We start from the raw sequence: 22,094 nt of genomic DNA, 5'->3' as shown, positions 1-22,094 counted from the left end.
GGTCATATGGCCCTCGTAGCCTTCCTTGTCGGTCGCGGTGACCTTCACGTCAAAACTGCGCGCCTCGGTGGGCGTGCCTGCGATCTTGTTTCCGGTGAGGCTCAAGCCTTCCGGCAGACCTTCAACCTTGTAGGTGTAAGGTGCCGTGCCGCCGCTGACGGACAAGGTGGTCTCGGCATAGACCTGATTGATCTTGCCAGCCGGCAGCGCTTTCGGTGTAATTTCAATCGTGGGCGCGGCAGCAATGACCAGCGTATAGGTCATATGGCCCTCGTGGCCTTCCTTGTCGGTCGCGGTGACCTTCACGTCAAAACTGCCCGCCTCGGTGGGCGTGCCTGTGATGATACCGCTCGTTGCGTCAAGCGTCAGATCGGCCGGCAGCTTGTTCGCAGACCACGTGTAAGCTCCGCTGCCACCTGTGGCTGCAAGCGTGGTTGCAGGATAGGTGACACCGATCCGGCCCGGCGAAAGGCTCGCTGTCGTGATGACCACATCGGCTGGGTCAACATGAACGCCAACATATGCATATTCATTACCAAATACTTTATTTTGGAAGAAGGAAAAAAGGTAATCTCCAGCTTTTGTTGGAGTTCCTTCAATATAACCTAATTTGGAATTATCTGTGCGGTATTTCAAACCCGGAATTTCATCGCAATCATTTTTATAATTACAAGGATACCAAGTAGCACTTCCATGCTCGCCGGGAAGTATTACTTTAGTATTAACTGGTTTCCCAACCTGGAACTTGTAATCATAGTGCTCATTTTGAGCAAAAGAATTTCCAGTTGGAAATAGCAATGCCATGAAAGTTAATGAAATACCAAAAACTGAATGTATTATTTTCCGAAAAATATAATTTTTATTATATAAAAATATGTTTTGTTTTAATTCTTTCGTAAAAAATAATATAAAATTCAAAATTAAAATATCTTTAAAGACCATTTATTCCTCAGTAATAGTAAATTATAATAGAGAAATTTTCGATCTGATCGAATCAGATCGACACTCTAGCTATTTTTTAACGCACATCTTTCCAGAAAACCGTTTCACAATTTTTGTTATGCTCTCTAATTATAAAAAAATAGAAATACTATATGTTATTATATGAATACGGTATTTATTCGATAAAACTACATTACTAAAATTCATTATATATACCAAAAGGTATTTCTCAAACTCCAATAAATTGGATAAGCCACACACATATTTGATCGGACAGCTGGCATAAACAGAAGGACCTAAACACGGGCCTTTGTCTATCGATGTACTAGGAGCCTGAATCAAAAACGACATGTGTGAAAATGGAGATATTCGGGTACTGGAGCGGAGTGTACTTAAAGGTGCGCGAGCACCGGAAAGCAGACAAATCGCCCTTGCAACATAGCCTGGGTGAGCCTTAAGGCTCACCCAGTGCAGAGTGAATTCTTGCAACGGTGCTCCCCCGGAATGGTATTTTTGGGTGCATTTGCAGTGATAATGCTTGCGCACTGCGGTTTTTTGCGTTGTATCCCGAAAACGATATGACAAGAACAACCGTAGTCATTGCGGCAAATGAAATTGAGGGTGCATTTGCGGTCGGCAGGAGCAAGTTCACTCTGTGGGCATAAACCGGGGAAATGTTTCAGGTGACAGTTTCACCGGAAGCGAACTCAGAACAAAACCGGTCGTGACTGAAGCTGGCCGCGCTGAAGCGGCGATCTTTCGTTTTGGTCACGGCGAGAAACAAGGAATGACATTGTGAGTCAGATCGCCTTCTGGGGTGCGGTCGAATTGGGCCTCGTCTTCGCATTTGTAGCCATCGGCGTCTATCTGGCGTTCCGCGTCCTCGATTTCCCCGATCTGACGGTTGACGGTTCGTTTCCGCTGGGCGCTGCCGTAACCGGTGTACTGATTCTGGCGGGAATGAATGCCTGGCTGGCGGCAGCCATCGCCATGGTTGCGGGTGCTGCTGCCGGGCTTGTGACCGCGACGCTGAACGTGCGTTTCAAGATTCTCAATCTTCTCGCCTCCATTCTGACCATGATCGCGCTGTTCTCCGTCAATCTGCGCGTCATGGGGCGTCCGAACATCGCGCTCATCAATCAGGACACCATGCTGACGCCGTTCTTCGGACACGGCATTCCCGAATATTATGTACGTCCGCTGTTCCTTTTCGTGCTGGTCGCCATTGCGGTATTTGTCGTCTGGCGCTTTCTGGAAAGCGATATGGGTCTTGCCATGCGCGCAACCGGCGCCAATCCGAGAATGGCGCGTGCACAGGGCGTTCGCACCGACAGGCAGATCTATCTCGGCATGGCGCTGTCGAACGCACTGGTGGCGCTCGGTGGCTCGCTCTTCGCACAGACCAACGGCTTTGCCGATGTGACCTCCGGCGTCGGCACCATCGTGGTCGGCCTTGCAGCGGTCATCATCGGTGAAACGCTGTTGCGCAGCCGTTTCATTCTGGTGATCCTGATTGGTTGTGTACTCGGCTCGATCATCTATCGTATCGCCATCCAGTTTGCGCTTTCGAATGGTGACGTTCTTGGCCTGCAGGCATCCGATCTCAACATTGCGACCGCCCTTCTCGTTACCTTCGCCCTGATATTGCCGCGCCTGCGTCGCGGAGGAGCATCGGCATGATCGAACTTTCCAATCTCGATGTCGTGTTCGGTCGCGGCACTCCGCTCGAAAAGCAGGTCTTGAACAAGATCAACCTGACCATGGATCAGGGTTCCTTCGTCACGGTCATCGGATCGAACGGCGCAGGCAAATCCACGATGCTGGGTGTTCTTGCAGGCGATATGATCCCCACCGCTGGCAAAGTGGTCATCAGTGGCAAGGATGTGACCCGCAAGCCCACTGCCGAGCGGGCCGGTCTTGTCGCCCGCGTGTTCCAGGACCCGCTGGCAGGCAGCTGCGGTACGCTGTCAATCGAGGAAAACCTCGCGCTGGCTGCTTCGCGCGGCAAGACGCGCGGCCTCACCCACGCGCTCAATTCCAAGCGTCGCGCATGGTTTCGCGAGCGTGTGGCGAGCCTCAATCTGGGGCTGGAAAACCGTATGCAGGACCGCATGGAACTTCTCTCCGGCGGCCAGCGTCAGGCCCTGTCACTGATCATGGCGACGCTTTCCAGTTCGGAAGTACTGCTGCTCGATGAGCATACAGCAGCGCTTGATCCCGGCATGGCCGAGTTCGTGATGGAACTGACCCGGACGCTGATTGCCGAGAATAAGCTGACCGCGCTGATGGTCACCCATTCCATGCGGCAGGCGCTCGATTATGGCGACCGCACGATCATGCTGCATGGCGGCAAGATCCTGCTCGACGTGACCGGCGACAAGCGCAAGACGCTGGGTGTGGAAGACCTCATCGAAATGTTCCGCAAGGTGCGCGGCCAGACGCTCGATGACGATGCGCTGCTGATCGAATAGGAACCTCGTGTTGACGGCGCGCAGCGCAGTATTGCAACCGTTGTTCCGCTGTGCGTCGCCGACTTTTCATTTCTACATAGGCATCTGGTACAAAGATGCCTTGCTGCCAGCCATTATATGAATGGACTCGACGCCGGAAAGCATAAGGCTGGCGGCGGCTTCGGACTTGAAGCCGGACATGGAGCAGATGGGCTATTTGATACGACAGAGCTTATTGTCTATCTCACCTTGGTGATAGTCATGACGCCGGTCGTAAAACCGTTTCTCTGTACACCATTTTGAAAACTGTGATTAAATTGACTGCTATTGCCGACGTAAACGGGTTTTCCGTTAACGGAAAACGTCTTTCTGCTATCCAAGAGAGTTAACATGAATGCGTTAGCGTCAGGCATATCAATAGCAATAGTCCCTCTGGAGCTTGCACCAAAATCCAGAATTGCTTCTGGATACGGCGCCGCTTCATTCTGGGTCTGAAGAGGATCTCCTCCACTTGTCTGAGCCAGAATATTTAACTGCGGCGAACCATCGGCAAGAGAAATCCGCCATTCACTCTCGGGTGAGTTGCTTGCATAAATCCTATTCGTAGAGAGATTGAATTCCGATGTGTCATACAGTTCCGTTAGGCCAGTGTAAGGTATTACGTGTTCTTCGAAGAAATTTAGTCTGGCATTGTCATAGACAGAAAACTCTCCCCCCCAGAAAATATTGCGCCCTGAGAAAGTCAGCTGTGAAGCATCATACATTTCAACCCGTACACTACCATAATCACCGCGCGATCTCGTCTCCATTTGAACATGAGGGTGTTCTAAAACCATCGAACCTTCACGCTGTAGAGTTAAGCTGAAAGAACGCTCACTTCCCAGGCATAATGCGCCACCCGTGCGCTGGGTTAACGCAAAGTGGCCAGACAAAATGCCAAACTCTGTGACTGTGTCGATGAAAGTATCAGGATCGCTTTCGGAGTCAGGCCAGTAAACGTCAGAATTGGTACTCAGAGTTAATGATTTTCCTTCAGCATCCATGATAAATCCAGCGCCGACATTTTTACTGAAATCAGTATCTATTTCTTGATCATCTCCACACGATTGGTCATAAACTTGGGTTTCAAATGGGCTCCACTTGGTATATATTTTCATTATTTCTCTTTCTTTGAAGGAAATTTCATAATTCTTGCTGTTTTACATTAGCCATCAGATAAAAATATTCGGTATGGAATAGGTCACCCGACCGGAATATGATATTGTTCTTAATCTGTCCTAGGCTTCGATAACCATGCAGCACCAAGTCATCCGGCTTATGAGGCGGATGAAAACTATTGCTCAATTTGATCATGGTTTCGAGCTGCTAAGCGTAGCAGCTCGAAATTGGGATGTGGCAAACCCGCAATCGAGGCCGATCTCGGCCTACATTAATCGCAACAGAACTTCGAACAGACTTTAACGCCGAGCGTTTCGAAGTGACTCGACGCTGATTGCCAGCAGACATTGGCGGATGATGGGGATAGCGAGCGCCGCATTTTGGCGGCTTTCGAGAACGGCGCGCTGCAGGCGCTCCATAACGCGCGCAAGGCTTTCGCTAGTCCAGCGGCTTACTGAATTCTCGACCAGTTTCTTACGGTTGAAGAAGATTGGCGGACGAGCCGCAGCCACAACGACGGACGCGCTTTTACGCTCGGTATCGGCAATGTGGCGCAAGGTCTGTACCTGCTGAAACTGGCGCATCGCCGTGTTGAGCAGCAGAAACGGCGCGGTGCCGGATTTCACGACACGGTCGAAGGAGACTTCGAAACGCGGAAGATCGCCAGCCAAAACCGCATCGATCACCTCGTCGGTGGAAAGACCGGCAACATCGCCCACCGCTTCACGCACATCGTCTATATCGATCCGCTCCTTGCCGCGCGCATAGAGGCAGAGCTTTTCGAGTTCACCCCGCGTGGCGAGACGATCACCGCCCAGACTTGCCCGCAGCAGCTGCCGCCCGTCGAGTGTGATCTGCATCTTCCATTCCGCCAGAACGTCATCAATGACACCATCAATACCCCGGCTGTCGTCGGCATAGCAGGGCAAGGCCATACCTGCGGAAGCATTTTCGACAGCGCTGCGCAGACCCGCGCCTTTCTTGAGATCTCCGGCTTCGACCAGAACGAATGTCTCAAGTGGCGGTTCGGTCGCAAGCAGCTTGATCGCTTCCGCCAACTTCTTCTGGCCTGCGGCATTCTTGATCCAGATCAGGCGCTGGCCACCGAACATAGAGATGGTGCGAGCTTCATCGGCGAGTTTCGCCGGGTCGGCTTCGATCTCATCCGCTTCCATGCGAATGACGGCGAACGGGTCGTCCAGCGGCAGTTTGCTTGCTTCGGCAAAACGGCGCGCACGCTCGCTCACCAGCCCCTTGTCGGGGCCGTAAAGCAGCACGACCGGAAACGAACTCGTCGGCCTTGCCAGAAAACTATCGACTTCGTCTGCTTTCTTCTGCGCCATTGCCACTCACTAGCGCAATTCGCTTCCAAACGAAACAGCCACCGGTCGAACTGACGAGCGGCTGCGAAACAAAATGGTTCATAAAGTTACGAGTTATGCTGTGGGAGCGCTGTTTGACTGCGGCCTCTAACTTGAAGCGATGACGGATCATAATTGCCTTTTGACGCGGCGGTGATCCTATCTATCCATGTACTTGTTGGAACGAATAGCGGTGGGCTTTGCAGCCTGACTAAGCCAGTTCTCCGCATCGCGTTACAATATAGGTGTTGTGTTGGTTTGGCTGCTGTAAATGAAAAAGCTCGCCGCAATGAAATGCAACGAGCCTTTATGTTCAAATATTCGTATAATAGATCAGCTCTGAAGCCGGCGGCAAATCTCGTCGAGTTGCTCAAGAGAACTATATCGAATCTTGACCTCACCGCCGCGATCACGATGATTGATCTCAACCTTCATGCCAGTAACATCAGAAAGCAGCTTTTCGAGTGCTTTGGTGTCGGCATCTTTCTCAACAGGTCCTGCTTTACCGGGCTTGGCTTCCGCACCACCGCGTGCTTCCGCCTGCGCAAGCGCTTCCACCTGGCGTACCGACAGACCATCTTTGACAATCCGCTCAGCCAGTGCGGTCGGGTTTTCCATCGTGATGAGACTTCGAGCATGACCTGCCGAAAGCGCACCATCGACAATGAAATCCTGCACGGGTTGCGGCAATTTAAGCAGGCGCAACGTATTGGCGACATGGCTGCGGCTCTTGCCGATCACCTGTGCCAGATCATTCTGCGTATAGTCGTGATTATCGATAAGCTGTTGATATCCCAACGCTTCTTCGACCGCATTCAGGTCGGCGCGCTGCACGTTTTCGATGATCGCGATCTCAAGTGCGACACGATCGTCGACGTCACGAACAATAACCGGGATCGTATCGACACCGGCCCGCTGCGAAGCGCGCCAGCGACGCTCACCAGCAATCAATTCGAACCGGTCCGGCTGCCCTGGTGCCGGTCGCACGACGATCGGCTGTACGACGCCATGTTCCTTGATCGACTGCGCCAGATCCTCCAAGTCACCTTCTGAGAACATGCGACGCGGATTACGCGGATTGCGCGTAACGAATTCAATCGGAACATTCCGTTCGATGGGAACAGGTGCCTTACGCTCTTCGGCAGGGCGGTCGATTTCACCGATCAGCGCCGCTAATCCGCGGCCAAGGCGCTTTTTTGAAGGATCATCATTCATCGTTCGGCTTATTCCTGAATTGTTTCGTCGTCGAATCGATTGGTTTAAGCGGCCTGCAATTGTCGCTCGCGCTGGATAACTTCCGATGCGAGTTGCAAATAGGCCTGACTGCCGGCGCATTTCAAATCGTAGAGAATTGCCGGTTTACCGTGTGATGGTGCTTCCGAGACGCGCACATTACGCGGAATGACAGTACGATAGACCTTCTCACCCATGAAAGCGCGAACATCATCCACCACTTGCGCAGCGAGATTGTTGCGGCTGTCGAACATGGTCAGCACAATACCCTGGATCGAAAGCTCGGCATTGATCGACGACCGCACCTGATCGACCGTCTGCAAAAGCTGGCTCAAGCCTTCCAGGGCAAAGAACTCGCATTGCAGCGGCACCAGAACGGAATCGGCTGCAGCCATGGCGTTCAACGTCAGAAGATTGAGCGACGGTGGGCAATCGACAAGCACATAGGAGAATCGCTCCGACACGGAGGAATCGAACCGCAAAGCATCACGCAAGCGCCGTGTACGATCGGCCGACTGCGCAATTTCCATTTCAATGCCAAGAAGATCCAGCGTCGATGGTACGATATGCAGATTGGGAACATCGGTTGGCATTGCAGCATCAGGAACCGACGATTCCTGCGTCAGCACGTCATAGGAAGACAAAGGCCGGTTGCGGCGATCAATACCCAAACCGGTGCTGGCATTGCCCTGCGGATCGAGATCGACAATCAGTACCGTCTCGCCGATAGCCGCCAATGCCGTAGCCAGATTGATGGCGGTGGTAGTTTTACCCACGCCGCCTTTCTGGTTTGCAATGGTTATGATTCTGGACATTTTGTTCATCACCGTCGCCTTGCTGCTGCCCGCCCCTTCGAAATTTCCAGCCATCAAGCGATTTTGCGCCGAAGATTGGTAATTTCGAGTATGACCGAAGCCTGATCGATAGCACTTTGATGTTGTACCAGATCGAAACTCCAACCGACACGGCTTTCGTCTATCTCACGCTGATAATCCCGACCTTTTTGGAAGAGAGCTTTGGCGCCATTGGTCAGCCACGGCTCCGTCAGACCAAAAAGATCGTTCAGCGACGCCAACGCGCGTGCCGTAACCACTTGTGGTGTTTCAATTTTCTCCCACATCGCTTCAATACGGGCGGAATGGACCCGCGCCGGTACGTGCAAATGTCCCGCTGCAGTGCGCAGGAACGCCGCCTTTTTCCCTGCGCTCTCAATAAGATCGATAACGCCGCCTGGTTGCTCGGCGAGGAAACAGGCCGTCACAATGCCCGGAAATCCGCCGCCAGAACCAATATCCAGCCAGTGTTTGGCGTCACTCGCCAAGGGAAATAGCTGTGCACTATCCAGAATATGACGGGTCCACAACTCGTTCAGAGTAGAGGGGGAGGCAAGATTGATCGCCTTCGACCATTTGCGGAACAAGTCTTCAAAGGCGATCAGGCGGTTCGCTGTTTCACGTGAAACAGCGGGAACGATTGCTTTCAGACTTTCAAAGCGAGTATCGGCGCTCATGCAGCGCCCTGTCCTTCAGACAATTCCGATGCAGCCCGCTGGCGATATCCGAATTTCTTGATCTGTGCGATAAGGAGCGCCAGTGCTGCCGGTGTCATCCCGTCAACGCGCTGCGCCTCGGCAATTGTTTCCGGCTTACGCTGCTTGAGCTTGTGCTTCAACTCATTGGAAAGACCGGATATTCCATCAATGTCCAACCCTGCTGGAATGAGCAGTTGCTCCTCGCGCTCCATCACTGCAATGTCGCTCTTCTGCCGATCCATATAGACGGCATACTGAGCCTCGATCTCCAGCGCTTCCCGCGTTGCCGGATCGACAGCTCCGAGTTCAGGCCAGATCGACTTCAACCGATCCAGATCAATCTCCGGGTAGGACAGAAGATCATAGGCCGAACGGCGCACGCCATCCTGATTGAGACGCAGATCGTAACGGCTGGCCAGATTGGGCGTAATGGTCAGTGACTGTGTCAGTGACCGCGCCTCATCCAACGCTGTTTCCCGCGCTTCAAATCGTTCCTTGCGTGCGTTCCCCAATATACCAAGCTTGTCCGCCAAGGGCGTCAGGCGTTGATCGGCATTATCCGCGCGAAGCGACAGACGGAATTCTGCACGCGATGTAAACATGCGATAAGGTTCGCTGACACCGCGTGACGTCAGATCATCAACCATGACGCCGATATAGGCTTCCGTGCGCTGGATAATGACAGGATCGCCACCAGAAGCTCGACGCGCGGCATTGATGCCCGCGAGCAAGCCTTGTGCGCCCGCTTCTTCATAGCCAGTCGTGCCGTTGATCTGCCCCGCCAGAAACAGACCGGTAACTTTCCGGGTTTCAAGGCTGCGCTTCAACTCACGCGGATCGATGAAATCATATTCAATCGCATATCCGGGCTGCAGCATAGCGGCTTTTTCAAGCCCCGGTATGGTCTTCAATATGTCGAGCTGCACATCTTCCGGAAGCGATGTCGAAATGCCGTTTGGATAAACGGTATCGTCGTCCAGCCCTTCCGGCTCGAGGAATATCTGGTGGCCGTCACGGTCGCCGAACTTGACAATCTTATCTTCCACCGAGGGGCAGTAACGGGGACCAATGCCCTCGATCGAACCAGAATACATAGCCGAACGATGCAGATTGGCCCGAATGACAGCGTGGGTTTCCTGCGTTGTGCGGGTAATGCCACAATCAATCTGCGGTGTGGTGATCCGATCCGTCATGAGAGAGAACGGCACAGGCTCCTCATCGGCGGACTGCATGTCAAGGCTTTGCCAATCAATAGTACGCCCATCCAGTCGTGGCGGCGTGCCTGTTTTGAGACGCCCAAGCGCAAAGCCGAACGAGGTCAGGCGTTCGGAAAGACCAAGCGCTGGCTTTTCGCCCATGCGGCCGGCTGGAATCTTCTTTTCCCCAATATGGATCAACCCATTCAGGAAAGTGCCGGTGGTCAGCACCACAGCGCTACATGACAGGGTCCGCCCATCGGACAAAACAACCCCAGTGATGCGTCCGTGTTCTTCCCGAAGGTCGCGCGCGCCGCCTTCGACAACAAATAGATTGTCCTGAGCCGCGATCATCTTCTGCATTGCAAGCCGATAAAGCTTGCGGTCAGCCTGAGTTCGAGGTCCGCGAACAGCAGGCCCTTTTCGGCGGTTCAGTAGACGAAACTGGATACCGGCTTCATCGGCGACACGCCCCATCAAGCCATCGAGTGCATCGATCTCACGTACAAGATGCCCTTTTCCCAGCCCACCAATGGCAGGGTTGCAGGACATAACGCCAATAGTATCAAAGCGATGTGTTACAAGCGCAGTTCTGGCGCCGGCGCGCGCAGCCGCTGAAGCGGCCTCGCATCCCGCGTGGCCGCCGCCGATCACAATGACATCAAAGACTGTGGCTTCGGTCGAACTCATTTGGTTCATCCTGACGCAACTCGAATCCGTTTCTGAAAGATGTCTCTTTGACACGAATAGGCTTGAAACGGAAGATCAAATTGGTCGTCGACTTGATCAAATCTCGGCGACGAGCCGACTCACGGATGGAGGAGTGAGTCAATCACCTTCGCGAGATTCCACAGATGTTTCACGTGAAACAATTTTCAGGATCAATCGGCCCGTGTTTCACGTGAATCATTTTCCGATGCAGAACTGAGAGAAAATAACGTCCAAAATTTCTTCCACATCGACATCACCAGTAATACGTCCGAGATATTGGGATGCAAGGCGCATGTTCTCTGCGCGGAGTTCAAGCGGAAGGTTTGTACCGTTCATTGCTCTATCGATCTCGGTGACAGTAGATCGCAGAAGGTTGATATGTCTTTGCCGCGTGGGCACGGCATCCTCAATCTGGCCTATCTGTTCTTCCGCGAAATTCTGCAGATTCGTGAGTAATTGGTCCAGTCCTTCGCCAGTTTTTGTTGAAATGCGGTAGGTCCAGCGATCGGCAGATTCAGCATTCAGATCAGCTTTTGTACCGATTTTCCATAAAGCTTCCGGTATTTCGTCGGAAGCGACGGCTATAGGATCGTTCATATCTTCAAGCAGCAGAATCAGATCGGCATCAACCATACGCGCGCGGGCGCGTTCAATCCCGATCTTCTCGACGGAACTATCGGTCTCCCGCAAACCTGCCGTGTCTGTCACGTATACCGGGATACCGCCCAGATCGAGTTTGACCTCCAGAAGATCGCGGGTCGTTCCCGCCTCTTCCGAGATGATCGCTACTTCGCGACCAGCAAGAAAGTTTAGCAGGCTGGATTTACCGGCATTCGGTGCACCAACAATCACGACATGCAGTCCGTCGCGCAACATCGAAGCGCGCTTGCCGCTCGCTATATGGTTCTCGATCTCGCTCTTTAACAGTTCCAGTGACTGCCAGACCTGCTCCGATACGGAACCAGGAACATCGCTTTCATCGGCAAAGTCGAGTTCCGCTTCGATAAAGGCGCGTGCGCGCAACAGACGCTGACGCCATTCCGTATAAAGCTCGCGCTGCGTACCAGAAGCGACCTGCAAAGCAAGCCGCCTCTGTCCCTCGGTTTCTGCGGCGATCAGATCCGCAAAGCCTTCGGCGATCGTCAAGTCCATCTTGCCATTGGAAAAAGCACGTCGCGTAAACTCTCCAGCTTCCGCTATACGGCAACCATGCAGCTCTCCCATTTCCGACAAGAGCTTCTCAACGACTGCTTTGCCGCCATGCAAATGAAATTCGGCGCAATCTTCGCCGGTAAAACTGTTCGGTCCAGGGAAAAAGAGTACAAGTCCTCGGTCGATTGGGTCACCATTTCGGCTACGGAATAGCTTGTAGGCTGCATATCGTGGTGTCGGTATGGAGTCGACTATCGTTTCGAGTACGAATCGAACTTTGGGGCCGGAAATGCGTACCACAGCAACGCCGGATGGCAGACGCCCGCTCGATAAAGCAAAAATCGTATCTTGAAGGGAAGCGATCTCGCTCATTTCATTTCCTGACCTATAATCAATAAGGACGAAAGCAACCAAACGGATGCTGATGGAATGGCATATTCATTCGTGCAGTGAAAGAAAAGCCTTATGACAGAGTTAGACCGCAATCGCCTTGCTGAAGAACCGAGTGCCTATCTGCGCCAGCACGCCAATAATCCTGTTCACTGGCAGCCGTGGGGTAAAGAGGCGTTGGATGCTGCGAAGGAGCTCGACCGGCCCATTCTGCTTTCGGTTGGCTATGCGGCCTGCCACTGGTGTCACGTCATGGCGCATGAGTCCTTTGAAAATCCCGAAGTGGCGGAAGTAATGAATGCCTTGTTTGTCAATGTGAAAGTGGACCGCGAGGAACGGCCCGACCTAGACCAGATATATATGGCAGCGCTTGGAGCGATGGGACAACAGGGCGGCTGGCCGCTCACCATGTTTTTGAGGCCAGATGGCAAGCCCTTCTGGGGAGGAACCTACTTTCCCCCGCACAAGCGCCACAACATGCCCGGCTTTGTCGATGTGCTGCATGCGGTTAATAACCTTTGGAATAAGGATAAAGAAAAAATTAACCATAATGCGCAGGCTGTGTTCGATCATCTCGAAGGCAGGCTGGCAGCGCAGATCGCGCCGGTGGTGAACGAAGTCGAACGATTTGACGAGATTGCGACACGCATCAACAGCCTGATTGATCCGGTCCGGGGCGGAATAGAAGGAGCACCGAAATTCCCCAACGCGCCTTTCATGGACAATCTGTGGCTCTCTTGGCTCTACGGGCGTAATGAGACGCATCGGGACAATTTCCTCCTGTCTCTCAAGGTGATGCTGCAGGGCGGGATTTACGACCATCTGGGTGGTGGGCTTTGCCGCTATTCCACCGATGCCAATTGGCTGGTCCCGCATTTTGAAAAAATGCTCTACGACAATGCTCAATTCATTCGACATGCGAATTACGCTTTCGCCGAAACCGGAAATGATTTGTTTCGTTTACGAATCGAAGAAACTATCGATTGGTTGATCCGTGAAATGCGTTTGCCCGACGGAAGTTTTGCATCCAGCCTCGATGCCGACAGCGAAGGCGAAGAAGGACGGTTTTACGTCTGGAGCGAGCAGGAAATCGATCAGGCGCTTGGCAACGATAGCAAAACCTTCAAGGACTATTACGGCGTCACAGCGGGTGGAAACTGGGAAGGCCAGAACATTCTGAATCGCCTTGATGCCGTCGATGGTGATGCGATCCTGCCGCCATTGATCGAAACATCGCGGCAAAAACTGCTGGCACGTCGTGAATTGCGGGTACGGCCCGGACGCGATGAAAAAGCACTGACCGACTGGAACGGACTTGCTATCCGGGCATTGGCCGAAGCAGGTCGGAGTTTTGGAAGACAGAACTGGATCGACCTCGCGGTTGATGCCTATCGCTCCATAGCGAGCAGTTTTCGTGATGGACGCATCGCACATTGCCGCATGGAAAACTCTCTTCTCTACCCTGCCCTTTCGACCGATTATGCATCGATGATCAACGCAGCTATAGCCCTTTATGAGGCAACGAGCGAATGGGCTTATATCGATGACGCATTGAAACTCAAAAAGGCGCTCGATGACAGCCATCGCGATGGTGCCGGTAATTATCGCCTGTCGGCGCTGGACGCTGATGACGTCATCCTGCACGCTTATGGCAATTATGATGAAGCGATACCGAGCGCGACCAGCCAGATCATCGAAGCACTGACAAGACTGTTTCTGGTGACGGGCAATATCGATCTCTATCAAAGCAATGAGAAGCTGATCGAACAGGCGCTTGGCCGAGCCTTCGCACAGCAATATGGGCAAATTGGAATATTGAATGCGGCCCGTTTTGCAGCTGAACCACTTTCTCTTGTCGTGGCCTCAGACGATAACGCCGAAGAACTTGTTTCGACAGCGAATCGAAATCCAGACCCAAGACGCGTCGACAAGTTCGTGCGGTTCGAGATTGGCAAGACAGTAGAGCTACCGACCGGGGGAACTGCAGAGCCTGAGCATCCATCAGCCTGGTTCTGCAAGGGACATGTCTGTCTGCCGCCTGTCCAGAACGCTGATGCTTTGCGACTGCTCCTCGGCAAGGCATCCTGAAATAAGAAGCGCCGCAACGGTTTCCCGTGCGGCGCTTCTCAAACGGTTTGAACCGAGTAATTTTTACGTATTCATCGAATCGAAGAATTCGGAATTGCTCTTGGTCTGCTTGAGCTTGTCGATAAGGAATTCGATCGCATCGGTCGTGCCCATCGGCGCGAGGATACGGCGCAGAACAAAAATCTTCTGCAGATCGGCGCGCGGTACGAGCAGGTCTTCCTTGCGGGTGCCGGACTTGAGAATGTCCATGGCCGGGAAGATGCGCTTGTCGGCAACCTTACGGTCAAGCACGATTTCCGAGTTACCGGTGCCCTTGAATTCTTCAAAGATCACTTCGTCCATACGGCTGCCCGTATCGATCAGCGCGGTTGCGATGATGGTCAGCGAACCGCCTTCTTCGATATTGCGCGCAGCGCCGAAGAAACGCTTCGGGCGCTGCAATGCATTGGCATCCACACCACCGGTCAGAACCTTGCCGGAAGACGGCACAACCGTGTTGTAAGCGCGGCCCAGACGGGTGATCGAGTCGAGCAGAATCACAACATCGCGACCATGTTCGACAAGGCGCTTGGCCTTTTCGATGACCATTTCAGCCACCTGAACGTGACGCGCTGCCGGTTCATCGAAGGTCGAGGAAATCACTTCGCCCTTCACCGAGCGCTGCATGTCGGTCACTTCTTCCGGACGTTCGTCGATCAGAAGAACGATCAGATAGCATTCTGGATGATTTGCGGTGATCGAATGGGCGATGTTCTGGAGAAGAACAGTCTTACCGGTACGTGGCGGAGCGACGATCAGGCCGCGCTGGCCCTTGCCGAGCGGTGCCACCAGATCGATGACACGCGGCGAAAGATCCTTGGAAGTTGGAACTTCCAGTTCCATCTTGAAGCGCTCATTCGGGTAGAGCGGCGTCAGATTGTCGAAGTGAACCTTGTGCCGGATCTTTTCCGGATCTTCGAAATTGATCGAATTAACCTTGAGCAGCGCGAAATAACGTTCGCCTTCCTTGGGACCGCGGATCGGACCTTCGACCGTATCACCGGTCTTGAGAGAAAAACGACGCAGCTGCGAGGGTGAAATATAAATATCGTCTGGGCCCGGCAGGTAGTTGGCATCAGCAGAGCGCAGGAAGCCAAATCCATCCTGCAGCACCTCAACGACGCCCTCGCCGATAATTTCGACGTCCTGGGCCGCCAGCTTCTTGAGGATCGCGAACATCAGTTCCTGCTTGCGCATGGCGCTCGCGTTTTCGACCTCAAGTGTTTCGGCAAAAGCCAGCAGCTCCACCGGTGTCTTGTTCTTTAGTTCTTGTAGTTTCATTTCCTGCATGGATGAGGAACTCTTTTTAAAATGTAAGGAGAAAATGCAGTTGTTCGGAAAGGTGGCCACCTGAATGTCGTGACCGGCATCGAAGGCCTGCTGTCTTGAAGGGAAGAGGCTTCCTACATACTGACTTGCAGCATGCAGAGCAAGCCTCATGTAGGGATAGCGCGAAATTTCTGCAACAGAAAAATGGCAGAAACCCGGCGAGCGGGTTTCTTTCTCGACACTGTATTCCGATTAAAACGGCTTAACGATCACCAGTATGACGATCAGAATCATCAGAATCGTCGGCACTTCATTGATGATTCGCCAGTGTTTGGCCGAGCGCATATTGCGGTCTTCAGCAAAAAGTCGGGTCGACTTGGCGAGATAGCCGTGCAGGCCGGACATCAGCACGACCAGCAGCAGTTTTGCATGCAGCCAGCCACCCTGGAAACCGAAGATTTCCCAAGCCATCCAGAGACCGGCAATCCAGGTCACGATCATGGCCGGATTGATGATGAAGCGCAGCAACCGTTTCTCCATCACCTTGAAGGTCTCCGATGTTTCGGAACCAGGCTTTGCAGCGCAGTGATAGACGAAGAGGCGCGGCAGATAGAGCATCCCGGCCATCCATGCGATGACGGCAATCACATGCAGCGACTTGATCCAGAGATAGGCGTCGGCTGGATTCACGTGAAACAATGCCCAAACGCCAAGCGCGACCACAACCAGCGAAACAACAGTGCGAATGGCGACTGCCGAGCCGCGATTTTCCGGAGCTGTCTGGCTCATGATTTTCCTCCGCGAATACGGTCGATCATGCGCTGAACATTTTCAATCGGCGCCTGCGGTGTGATTCCGTGACCGAGATTGAAGATCAGCGGACCCTGACCGAGGCGTTCGAGAATGGTGTCCACGCCTTCATCCAGCGCATTGCCGCCTGCTACAACGCGCAGCGGATCGAGATTGCCCTGTATCGCGCCTTCTTCCTGAAGGGCGGCAGCAAAGGAAAAGGGAACAGACCAGTCGAGACCGAGCGCATCCACACCGGTCTTTTCACGATAGCCTGCATAAAGCATTCCTGCCCCTTTCGGGAAGCCGATGATGCGCGCCTCTGGATAAACCGCCCTCACCTTCTGGACGATCCGGGCAACGGGCCGGATGCAGAAACGCTCAAAGCAGTCCTCATCCAAAACGCCCGACCATGAATCGAAAATCTGAACCGCATCAGCACCGGCATCCAGCTGCTCGATAAGATATTCGGCAGAAACATCGGCAAGATCGTTCAGGAGCTTTTCAAAAGCTTCGGGGAAGCGATAGGCGAAAAGACGGGCGGGCGCCTGATCCGGCGTGCCGTGACCGGCAATCATATAGGTCGCAACGGTCCAGGGAGCGCCACAGAAGCCCAGCAGCGTGGTTTCGTCGGGCAACTGCTCGCGCAGCAGCCGAACCGTCTCGTAGACCGGCTCCAGCCTTTTGGCGACACCTTCCGTCTCAAGCCAGAAAATCTCGTCCGCATCAATCGGTGTCATCAAAGGTCCCTTGCCTTCTTCAAAGCGAAGGTCACGTCCAAGGGCGTGGGGAATGACAAGAATATCTGAAAAGAGAATGGCTGCATCAAAGCCAAACCGGCGGATCGGCTGAAGGGTCACTTCGACAGCAAGATCGGGCGAATAGCAGAGATCGAGAAAGCTCCCCGCCTTTTTCCGCGTCTCGCGATATTCGGGAAGATAGCGTCCGGCCTGGCGCATCATCCAGATGGGAGGTGGAAAGACCGTTTCACCGTCAATCACTCTCAAGACTTTGCGCTTCATCTGATTTTTATCCGCCCTGTTGGTTACCTGATCCGGTTTGGTCTGAAGTTATCCAGTCCGGCTCTCATAAAGAAAGGATGATTCAGGAATCTTTTGATTCTTAGAGTCTGTTGGAATCGGGGATTAAGGTCTGTCCCTGTTTTCCCCACAGTTCCGAATTTGCCATGTCATCCTGTGCAATCATTCACCGATAGTCTGACCAAATACAATGAAAACTCAATTCCCTCTTTTAATATAAAGGGTTACCAATTGACGCAGTTCATGAGGATTTGTGGAAAAGCTGGGAATTACGATGGGATTTCGCGTTTTCATGAGTCTTGTCCACACATGTTGATGACCACTCGCCACATGTTCGCCCGCTGTGGATGACTTGCCAAGTTTCCCACGGCCTGCCATGGCTTGTGGAAGACGTTCGGCCTTTACGCACAGCCGTCAACAGGAGGGCAACAAAACTGTGACCAGACCGCTTTCCTACTTTCATCTTCATCTTATTTCTGATGCGACGGGAGAGACTCTCCTCGCGGCGGGTCGTGCGGCAGCGGCGCAATATGCCAATGCGCGTGCCATCGAGCACATCTATCCGCTGATCCGTACCGAAAAGCAGTTGCGCAAGGTTCTTGAGGGCATCGATGCGGAACCCGGCATCGTTCTCTATACGATTGTCGACCAGAAGCTGGCGGCGATCATTGATGAATCCTGCGCGGAAATGGGCGTGCCGAGCGTTTCCGTGCTGGAGCCGGTGCTGAACACGTTTCAATCCTATCTCGGTGCGCCCGCGCATCGCCGCGCCAGCGCACAGCATGTTCTCAATGCCGATTATTTCCGGCGCATCGACGCGCTCAATTTCACAATGGAACATGATGACGGGCAATTGCCTTATGACATTGAGGAAGCCGACGTCATTCTTGTTGGCATTTCACGCACATCCAAGACACCGACAAGCATCTATCTCGCCAATCGTGGCATCAAGGCCACCAATGTTCCGATTGTGCTGGGGATTCCCTTGCCCGAAGTCCTTTTCACGGCGAAGCGTCCATTGATCGTGGGACTGGTCGCGACGGCTGAACGGATTTCGCAAATCCGCCAGAACCGGCCGCTCGGCAATGTGCCGTCGCTGGATACGGGTCTTTATACGGATCGCGTATCGATCTCGGAAGAGCTGGCCTATGCGCGTAATATATGCAACCGAAACGGCTGGCCAATCATTGATGTATCGCGCCGGTCGATCGAGGAAACCGCAGCTGCCATTCTGGCGCTGCTCCGTGCGCATAGCGAAAAGGGATAAACAAGGATTCCTGTCATGACGGACAAACTCGTTCTTGCCTCTAAAAGCCCCTTCCGTTCGGCGTTGCTGAAGAATGCCGGCATAGAGTTTTCAACAGCAAGCGCGGATATCGACGAGCGCGCGGTCGAAGCCCCGCTTTATGAAACGGGCGCTACGCCGGAAGAAGTCGCACAGGTTCTGGCCGAGGCGAAGGCGCTCGACGTAAGCGAGAAGAACCCCGGCGCGGTGGTGATCGGCTGCGATCAGACTCTGTCACTCGGTGACGAGATTTTCCACAAGCCCGCCGATATGGAAGCGGCGCGCCGCCAGCTTCTGAAATTTTCCGGAAAGACCCATCAGCTCAACAGTGCGGTTGTGCTTGTGAAGGACGGCAAAACCCTGTGGCGCCACGTTTCGATTGCCCGCATGACCATGCGCGATCTGGATCCCGGTTTTGTCGGGCGTTATCTCGGTCGTGTGGGGGACGTCGCGCTTTCGAGCGTCGGCGCCTATCAGGTCGAAGGACCGGGCATCCAGCTTTTCGACAAGATCGAAGGCGATTATTTCACGATTATCGGTCTGCCGCTGCTGCCGCTGCTGGCTGAACTGCGGAAGGAAAAACTGATCGATGGCTAAGAAGGCGTTTGTCACCGGCTTTCCGATAAAACATTCGCGGTCGCCGCTGATCCATGGTTTCTGGCTTGATGAACTTGGGATCGACGGTTCTTATGAGGCGATAGAAGTGAAGCCGGAGGATTTCGGCTTCTTTGCTTCGTCGCTTGCCGAAAACGGTTTTGCCGGTGGCAATGTCACCATTCCCCACAAGGAAGCAGCCTATGCTGCGGTGGAAAGTCTGGATGAGGCCGCGAAGGCCATCGGCGCGGTCAACACGCTTTGGCTTGAAAATGGCAGGCTCAATGGCGGCAATACCGATGCCTATGGTTTTGCCGCCAATCTCGATGCATCGGCTTCCGGCTGGGATAATGCCGACAGTGCCCTCGTTCTGGGCGCTGGTGGCGCAAGCCGGGCAATCGCCCACGCGCTGTTGTCGCGCGGCTTTAAGAAAGTCGCCATCGTCAATCGCACGGTGAGTCGGGCGCAAGATCTCGCAACCCATTTCGGACCACGTGTCTCGGCGTATGGCTGGGATGCGGCGCAAAAACTGGTCTCCGACGCCGGATTGATCGTCAACACGACATCGCTTGGCATGAGCGGCCATGACGAGCAGGAAGTATTTCCGCTCGATCTTGGCAAGGCGTCGCGAAAGGCAGTCGCCACCGATATTGTTTATGTACCGCTCAAGACGCCATTTCTGAAAAAGGCCGAAGAAGCAGGTCTGGTGACAGTGGATGGTCTTGGCATGTTGCTGCATCAGGCCGTTCCAGGTTTCGAGCGCTGGTTCGGCAAAAGGCCGCTAGTGACGAAAGCGCTGCGTGAGCATATTCTGGCGGATATGGCAAAGGCTGGCGCTCTATGATCGTGCTCGGATTAACCGGCTCCATCGGAATGGGGAAAACAACGGCGGCGAACATGTTCGCCGAAGCCGGTGTGCCGATCTATAGCGCCGACGACACCGTGCACCAGCTCTATTCCGGTCGCGCGGCCCCGCTGATCGAGGCTGCGTTTCCGGGCACTGTGGAAAACGGTGCGGTCAATCGGGAAAAACTTTCCGCTGCCGTCATCGGAAAGCCCGAAGCCCTGAAGAAACTGGAAGCCATCGTTCATCCGCTTGTGCGTGAGGAAGAAGAAGCCTTTCGCCGCAATGCGGAGCAAGCTGGCGCCGCTCTAGCACTGATCGATATTCCGCTGCTTTTTGAAACCGGCGGCGACAAGCGTGTGGACAAGATAGTGGTTGTCTCAGCCCCTGCCGAGATACAGCACATTCGCGTGCTTGCGCGACCGGGCATGACGGAAGAAAAACTCGATGCCATTCTCGCCCGTCAGACGCCGGATGCGGAAAAGCGTGCGAGAGCCGATTTCATTATCGATACGAGCGGTAGTTTCGACAATCTGCGCCGTCAGATTACCGAAATTGTTGCGGAATTGAGTGGAAAGCCGGCGGTCGCGACAGAATAATCGCGGGCGCTGTGTTACAGCTGTTCGAGATATTTTCCGAGAGGTTCTTCAATGCGTGAAATCGTTTTCGATACGGAAACCACCGGTCTGGAAAGGCTCGAGGACCGTGTGATCGAAATCGGCGGCGTGGAACTGATCAACAAGTTTCCCACAGGCCGCACTTTCCATAAATACATCAACCCGCAGGGGCGTCAGGTTCATCCCGAAGCGCTCGCGGTCCACGGCATCAGCAATGAACAATTGCTGGACAAGCCGACATTCGCGGAAGTTCTGGACGAGTTTCTCGAATTTTTCGACGGGGCCAAGCTGGTGGCACACAATGCCATGTTCGACCTTGGCTTCATCAATGCTGAACTGGCAAGGCTCGGACAGGCTGAAATCCAGTCGGAGCGCATCATCGATACATTGGCGCTTGCCCGCCGCAAGCATCCGATGGGTCCGAATTCACTCGACGCCTTGTGCAAGCGCTACGGCATCGAGAATGGACACCGTACCCTGCACGGGGCATTGCTCGATTCCGAGATTTTGGCCGAAGTCTATATAGAACTGATCGGCGGCAAGCAGACAGCGCTTGGGCTCAGCATGGGCGGTGCTGTCAGCGGCAACAATGCCGGAGAGAGCGGCGCTGCCATCGTTCTTGCCGCGCGCCCGAGGCCGCTTGCTCCACGCATTTCCGATGCGGAGCGCGCTGCTCACGCCGCACTTGTGGACAAGCTGGGCGAAAAAGCCATCTGGAAAAAGTACTGAGTAAGTCTCAGAAGCGGATATGAAAAAAGCCCGGTCGAAACCGGGCTTTTTTGCAGTTAGAGCATTTCCAGCAAAAGTGCGAAGCGGTTTTGCGTCGGATAATGCGTACAAACAAAGAGATAGAGCGATTCCACGGCTCTGCTTTAACTGGAACCGCGCTATCGTCTGAAATGATCAGCTCTTTACAGCGGACTTGGCCTGTTCTTCGGCCATCCGCTGCTGGAACATCTGCGCGAAATCGATCGGGTCGATCATCAGCGGCGGGTAGCCACCGTTGCGCGTTGCGTCGGCAATGATCTGGCGAGCGAACGGGAACAGAAGACGCGGGCATTCGATGAACAGAAGCGGAAGCATGTGCTCCTGCGGGATGCCCTGAATGCGGAACACGCCGCCATAGACGAGCTCGGTGTTGAAAAGGACGTCCTTGCCGTCAACAGCCTTGGCTTCCAGCGTCAGCACAACGTCGAAATCCGTTTCGGAAAGCGGATTGGCGTTTACGTTCACGTTGATGTTGATGGACGGTGCCTTCTCGCGCGGACGCAGCGACAGCGGCGCGCCCGGGCTTTCGAAGGACAGGTCCTTCACATACTGCGCCAGAATGTTGAGGGACGGCTCGGCCGTCGCGCCATTGCCGTTCTTTACTTCGCCCGCGGCCTTATCGCTCATTATCGGTATG

20 protein-coding genes are annotated in these 22,094 nt (G+C 53.8%); 8 read left to right on the top strand and 12 right to left on the bottom strand.

What is annotated here, in order from left to right; genetic code table 11:
• A partial coding sequence (locus AC1RHM_RS18840; RefSeq protein WP_492332608.1) for an Ig domain-containing protein occupies positions 1–942 on the bottom strand: 942 nt, incomplete at its 3' end.
• A 795-nt stretch (positions 943–1,737) separates the two neighbouring features.
• Here AC1RHM_RS18840 and AC1RHM_RS18835 point away from each other — a divergent pair.
• The gene (locus AC1RHM_RS18835; RefSeq protein ID WP_010657640.1) at positions 1,738–2,622 is read left to right on the top strand and encodes an ABC transporter permease; all 885 of its coding nucleotides are present in this window, start codon (positions 1,738–1,740) and stop codon (positions 2,620–2,622) included.
• On the top strand, positions 2,619–3,413 hold the full coding sequence (locus tag AC1RHM_RS18830; RefSeq protein WP_492332607.1) for an ABC transporter ATP-binding protein: 795 nt from the start codon (positions 2,619–2,621) through the stop codon (positions 3,411–3,413). Before AC1RHM_RS18835 ends, AC1RHM_RS18830 begins: the two co-directional genes overlap by 4 nt.
• Before the next feature lie 218 nt (positions 3,414–3,631).
• Here the strand turns inward: AC1RHM_RS18830 and AC1RHM_RS18825 are convergent, their stop codons facing one another.
• From AC1RHM_RS18825 to mnmE, 7 genes are all read right to left on the bottom strand, one after another.
• Complete coding sequence (locus tag AC1RHM_RS18825; protein ID WP_010657642.1) at positions 3,632–4,549, bottom strand: hypothetical protein; 918 nt, start codon at positions 4,547–4,549, stop codon at positions 3,632–3,634.
• 300 nt (positions 4,550–4,849) lie between these two features.
• On the bottom strand, positions 4,850–5,893 hold the full coding sequence (gene holA, locus AC1RHM_RS18820; protein WP_010657643.1) for a DNA polymerase III subunit delta: 1,044 nt from the start codon (positions 5,891–5,893) through the stop codon (positions 4,850–4,852).
• A 351-nt stretch (positions 5,894–6,244) separates the two neighbouring features.
• Complete coding sequence (locus tag AC1RHM_RS18815) at positions 6,245–7,126, bottom strand: ParB/RepB/Spo0J family partition protein (protein WP_010657644.1); 882 nt, start codon at positions 7,124–7,126, stop codon at positions 6,245–6,247.
• 44 nt (positions 7,127–7,170) lie between these two features.
• The gene (locus AC1RHM_RS18810) at positions 7,171–7,968 is read right to left on the bottom strand and encodes a ParA family protein (protein WP_010657645.1); all 798 of its coding nucleotides are present in this window, start codon (positions 7,966–7,968) and stop codon (positions 7,171–7,173) included.
• A 44-nt stretch (positions 7,969–8,012) separates the two neighbouring features.
• On the bottom strand, positions 8,013–8,654 hold the full coding sequence (gene rsmG, locus AC1RHM_RS18805; protein WP_010657646.1) for a 16S rRNA (guanine(527)-N(7))-methyltransferase RsmG: 642 nt from the start codon (positions 8,652–8,654) through the stop codon (positions 8,013–8,015).
• Complete coding sequence (mnmG, locus tag AC1RHM_RS18800) at positions 8,651–10,561, bottom strand: tRNA uridine-5-carboxymethylaminomethyl(34) synthesis enzyme MnmG (protein ID WP_010657647.1); 1,911 nt, start codon at positions 10,559–10,561, stop codon at positions 8,651–8,653. Before mnmG ends, rsmG begins: the two co-directional genes overlap by 4 nt.
• A gap of 216 nt (positions 10,562–10,777) precedes the next feature.
• A complete protein-coding gene (gene mnmE, locus AC1RHM_RS18795; RefSeq protein ID WP_010657648.1) occupies positions 10,778–12,106 on the bottom strand; it encodes a tRNA uridine-5-carboxymethylaminomethyl(34) synthesis GTPase MnmE in 1,329 nt (442 codons plus the stop codon).
• Positions 12,107–12,199: 93 nt separating this feature from the next.
• On the opposite strand from mnmE, the gene AC1RHM_RS18790 reads away from it, so the two are divergent.
• Positions 12,200–14,212: a thioredoxin domain-containing protein gene (locus AC1RHM_RS18790; RefSeq protein ID WP_010657649.1), complete on the top strand. Its 2,013-nt coding sequence runs from the start codon at positions 12,200–12,202 to the stop codon at positions 14,210–14,212.
• A 63-nt stretch (positions 14,213–14,275) separates the two neighbouring features.
• On the opposite strand, the gene rho is transcribed toward AC1RHM_RS18790, so the two are convergent.
• The 3 genes from rho to hemE form a co-directional block, all read right to left on the bottom strand.
• Positions 14,276–15,541 carry a transcription termination factor Rho gene (gene rho, locus AC1RHM_RS18785; RefSeq protein ID WP_012091070.1) on the bottom strand — a complete coding sequence of 422 codons (1,266 nt, stop codon included), beginning with the start codon at positions 15,539–15,541 and terminating at the stop codon, positions 14,276–14,278.
• A gap of 231 nt (positions 15,542–15,772) precedes the next feature.
• The gene (gene hemJ / locus AC1RHM_RS18780) at positions 15,773–16,309 is read right to left on the bottom strand and encodes a protoporphyrinogen oxidase HemJ (RefSeq protein WP_010657651.1); all 537 of its coding nucleotides are present in this window, start codon (positions 16,307–16,309) and stop codon (positions 15,773–15,775) included.
• Complete coding sequence (gene hemE, locus AC1RHM_RS18775) at positions 16,306–17,331, bottom strand: uroporphyrinogen decarboxylase (RefSeq protein ID WP_010657652.1); 1,026 nt, start codon at positions 17,329–17,331, stop codon at positions 16,306–16,308. The genes hemJ and hemE overlap by 4 nt, the downstream gene beginning before the upstream one ends.
• A gap of 454 nt (positions 17,332–17,785) precedes the next feature.
• Between hemE and AC1RHM_RS18770 the strand changes: the two genes are divergently transcribed.
• From AC1RHM_RS18770 to dnaQ, 5 genes are read left to right on the top strand one after another with little or no spacing between them, the layout of a single operon-like run.
• On the top strand, positions 17,786–18,616 hold the full coding sequence (locus AC1RHM_RS18770; RefSeq protein WP_010657653.1) for a pyruvate, water dikinase regulatory protein: 831 nt from the start codon (positions 17,786–17,788) through the stop codon (positions 18,614–18,616).
• Positions 18,617–18,631: 15 nt separating this feature from the next.
• A complete protein-coding gene (locus tag AC1RHM_RS18765) occupies positions 18,632–19,231 on the top strand; it encodes a Maf-like protein (protein ID WP_010657654.1) in 600 nt (199 codons plus the stop codon).
• Positions 19,224–20,072 (top strand): shikimate dehydrogenase, encoded by an 849-nt coding sequence (locus AC1RHM_RS18760; RefSeq protein ID WP_010657655.1) that lies wholly within the window; start codon positions 19,224–19,226, stop codon positions 20,070–20,072. The genes AC1RHM_RS18765 and AC1RHM_RS18760 overlap by 8 nt, the downstream gene beginning before the upstream one ends.
• Positions 20,069–20,671 (top strand): dephospho-CoA kinase, encoded by a 603-nt coding sequence (gene coaE, locus AC1RHM_RS18755; RefSeq protein WP_010657656.1) that lies wholly within the window; start codon positions 20,069–20,071, stop codon positions 20,669–20,671. The genes AC1RHM_RS18760 and coaE overlap by 4 nt, the downstream gene beginning before the upstream one ends.
• Before the next feature lie 51 nt (positions 20,672–20,722).
• Entirely contained in the window at positions 20,723–21,418 is a 696-nt protein-coding gene (gene dnaQ, locus AC1RHM_RS18750) for a DNA polymerase III subunit epsilon (RefSeq protein ID WP_010657657.1), read from the top strand.
• A 174-nt stretch (positions 21,419–21,592) separates the two neighbouring features.
• On the opposite strand, the gene secB is transcribed toward dnaQ, so the two are convergent.
• Positions 21,593–22,084, bottom strand: coding sequence for a protein-export chaperone SecB (secB, locus tag AC1RHM_RS18745; RefSeq protein ID WP_010657658.1), 492 nt, complete (start codon positions 22,082–22,084; stop codon positions 21,593–21,595).
• Positions 22,085–22,094: the final 10 nt, after the last annotated feature.

Source organism: Brucella sp. GW823-FHT04E01 (assembly GCF_058796175.1).
Note: the sequence above shows the minus strand (reverse complement) of the source record. Positions and strands in the feature narration are given on the sequence as shown.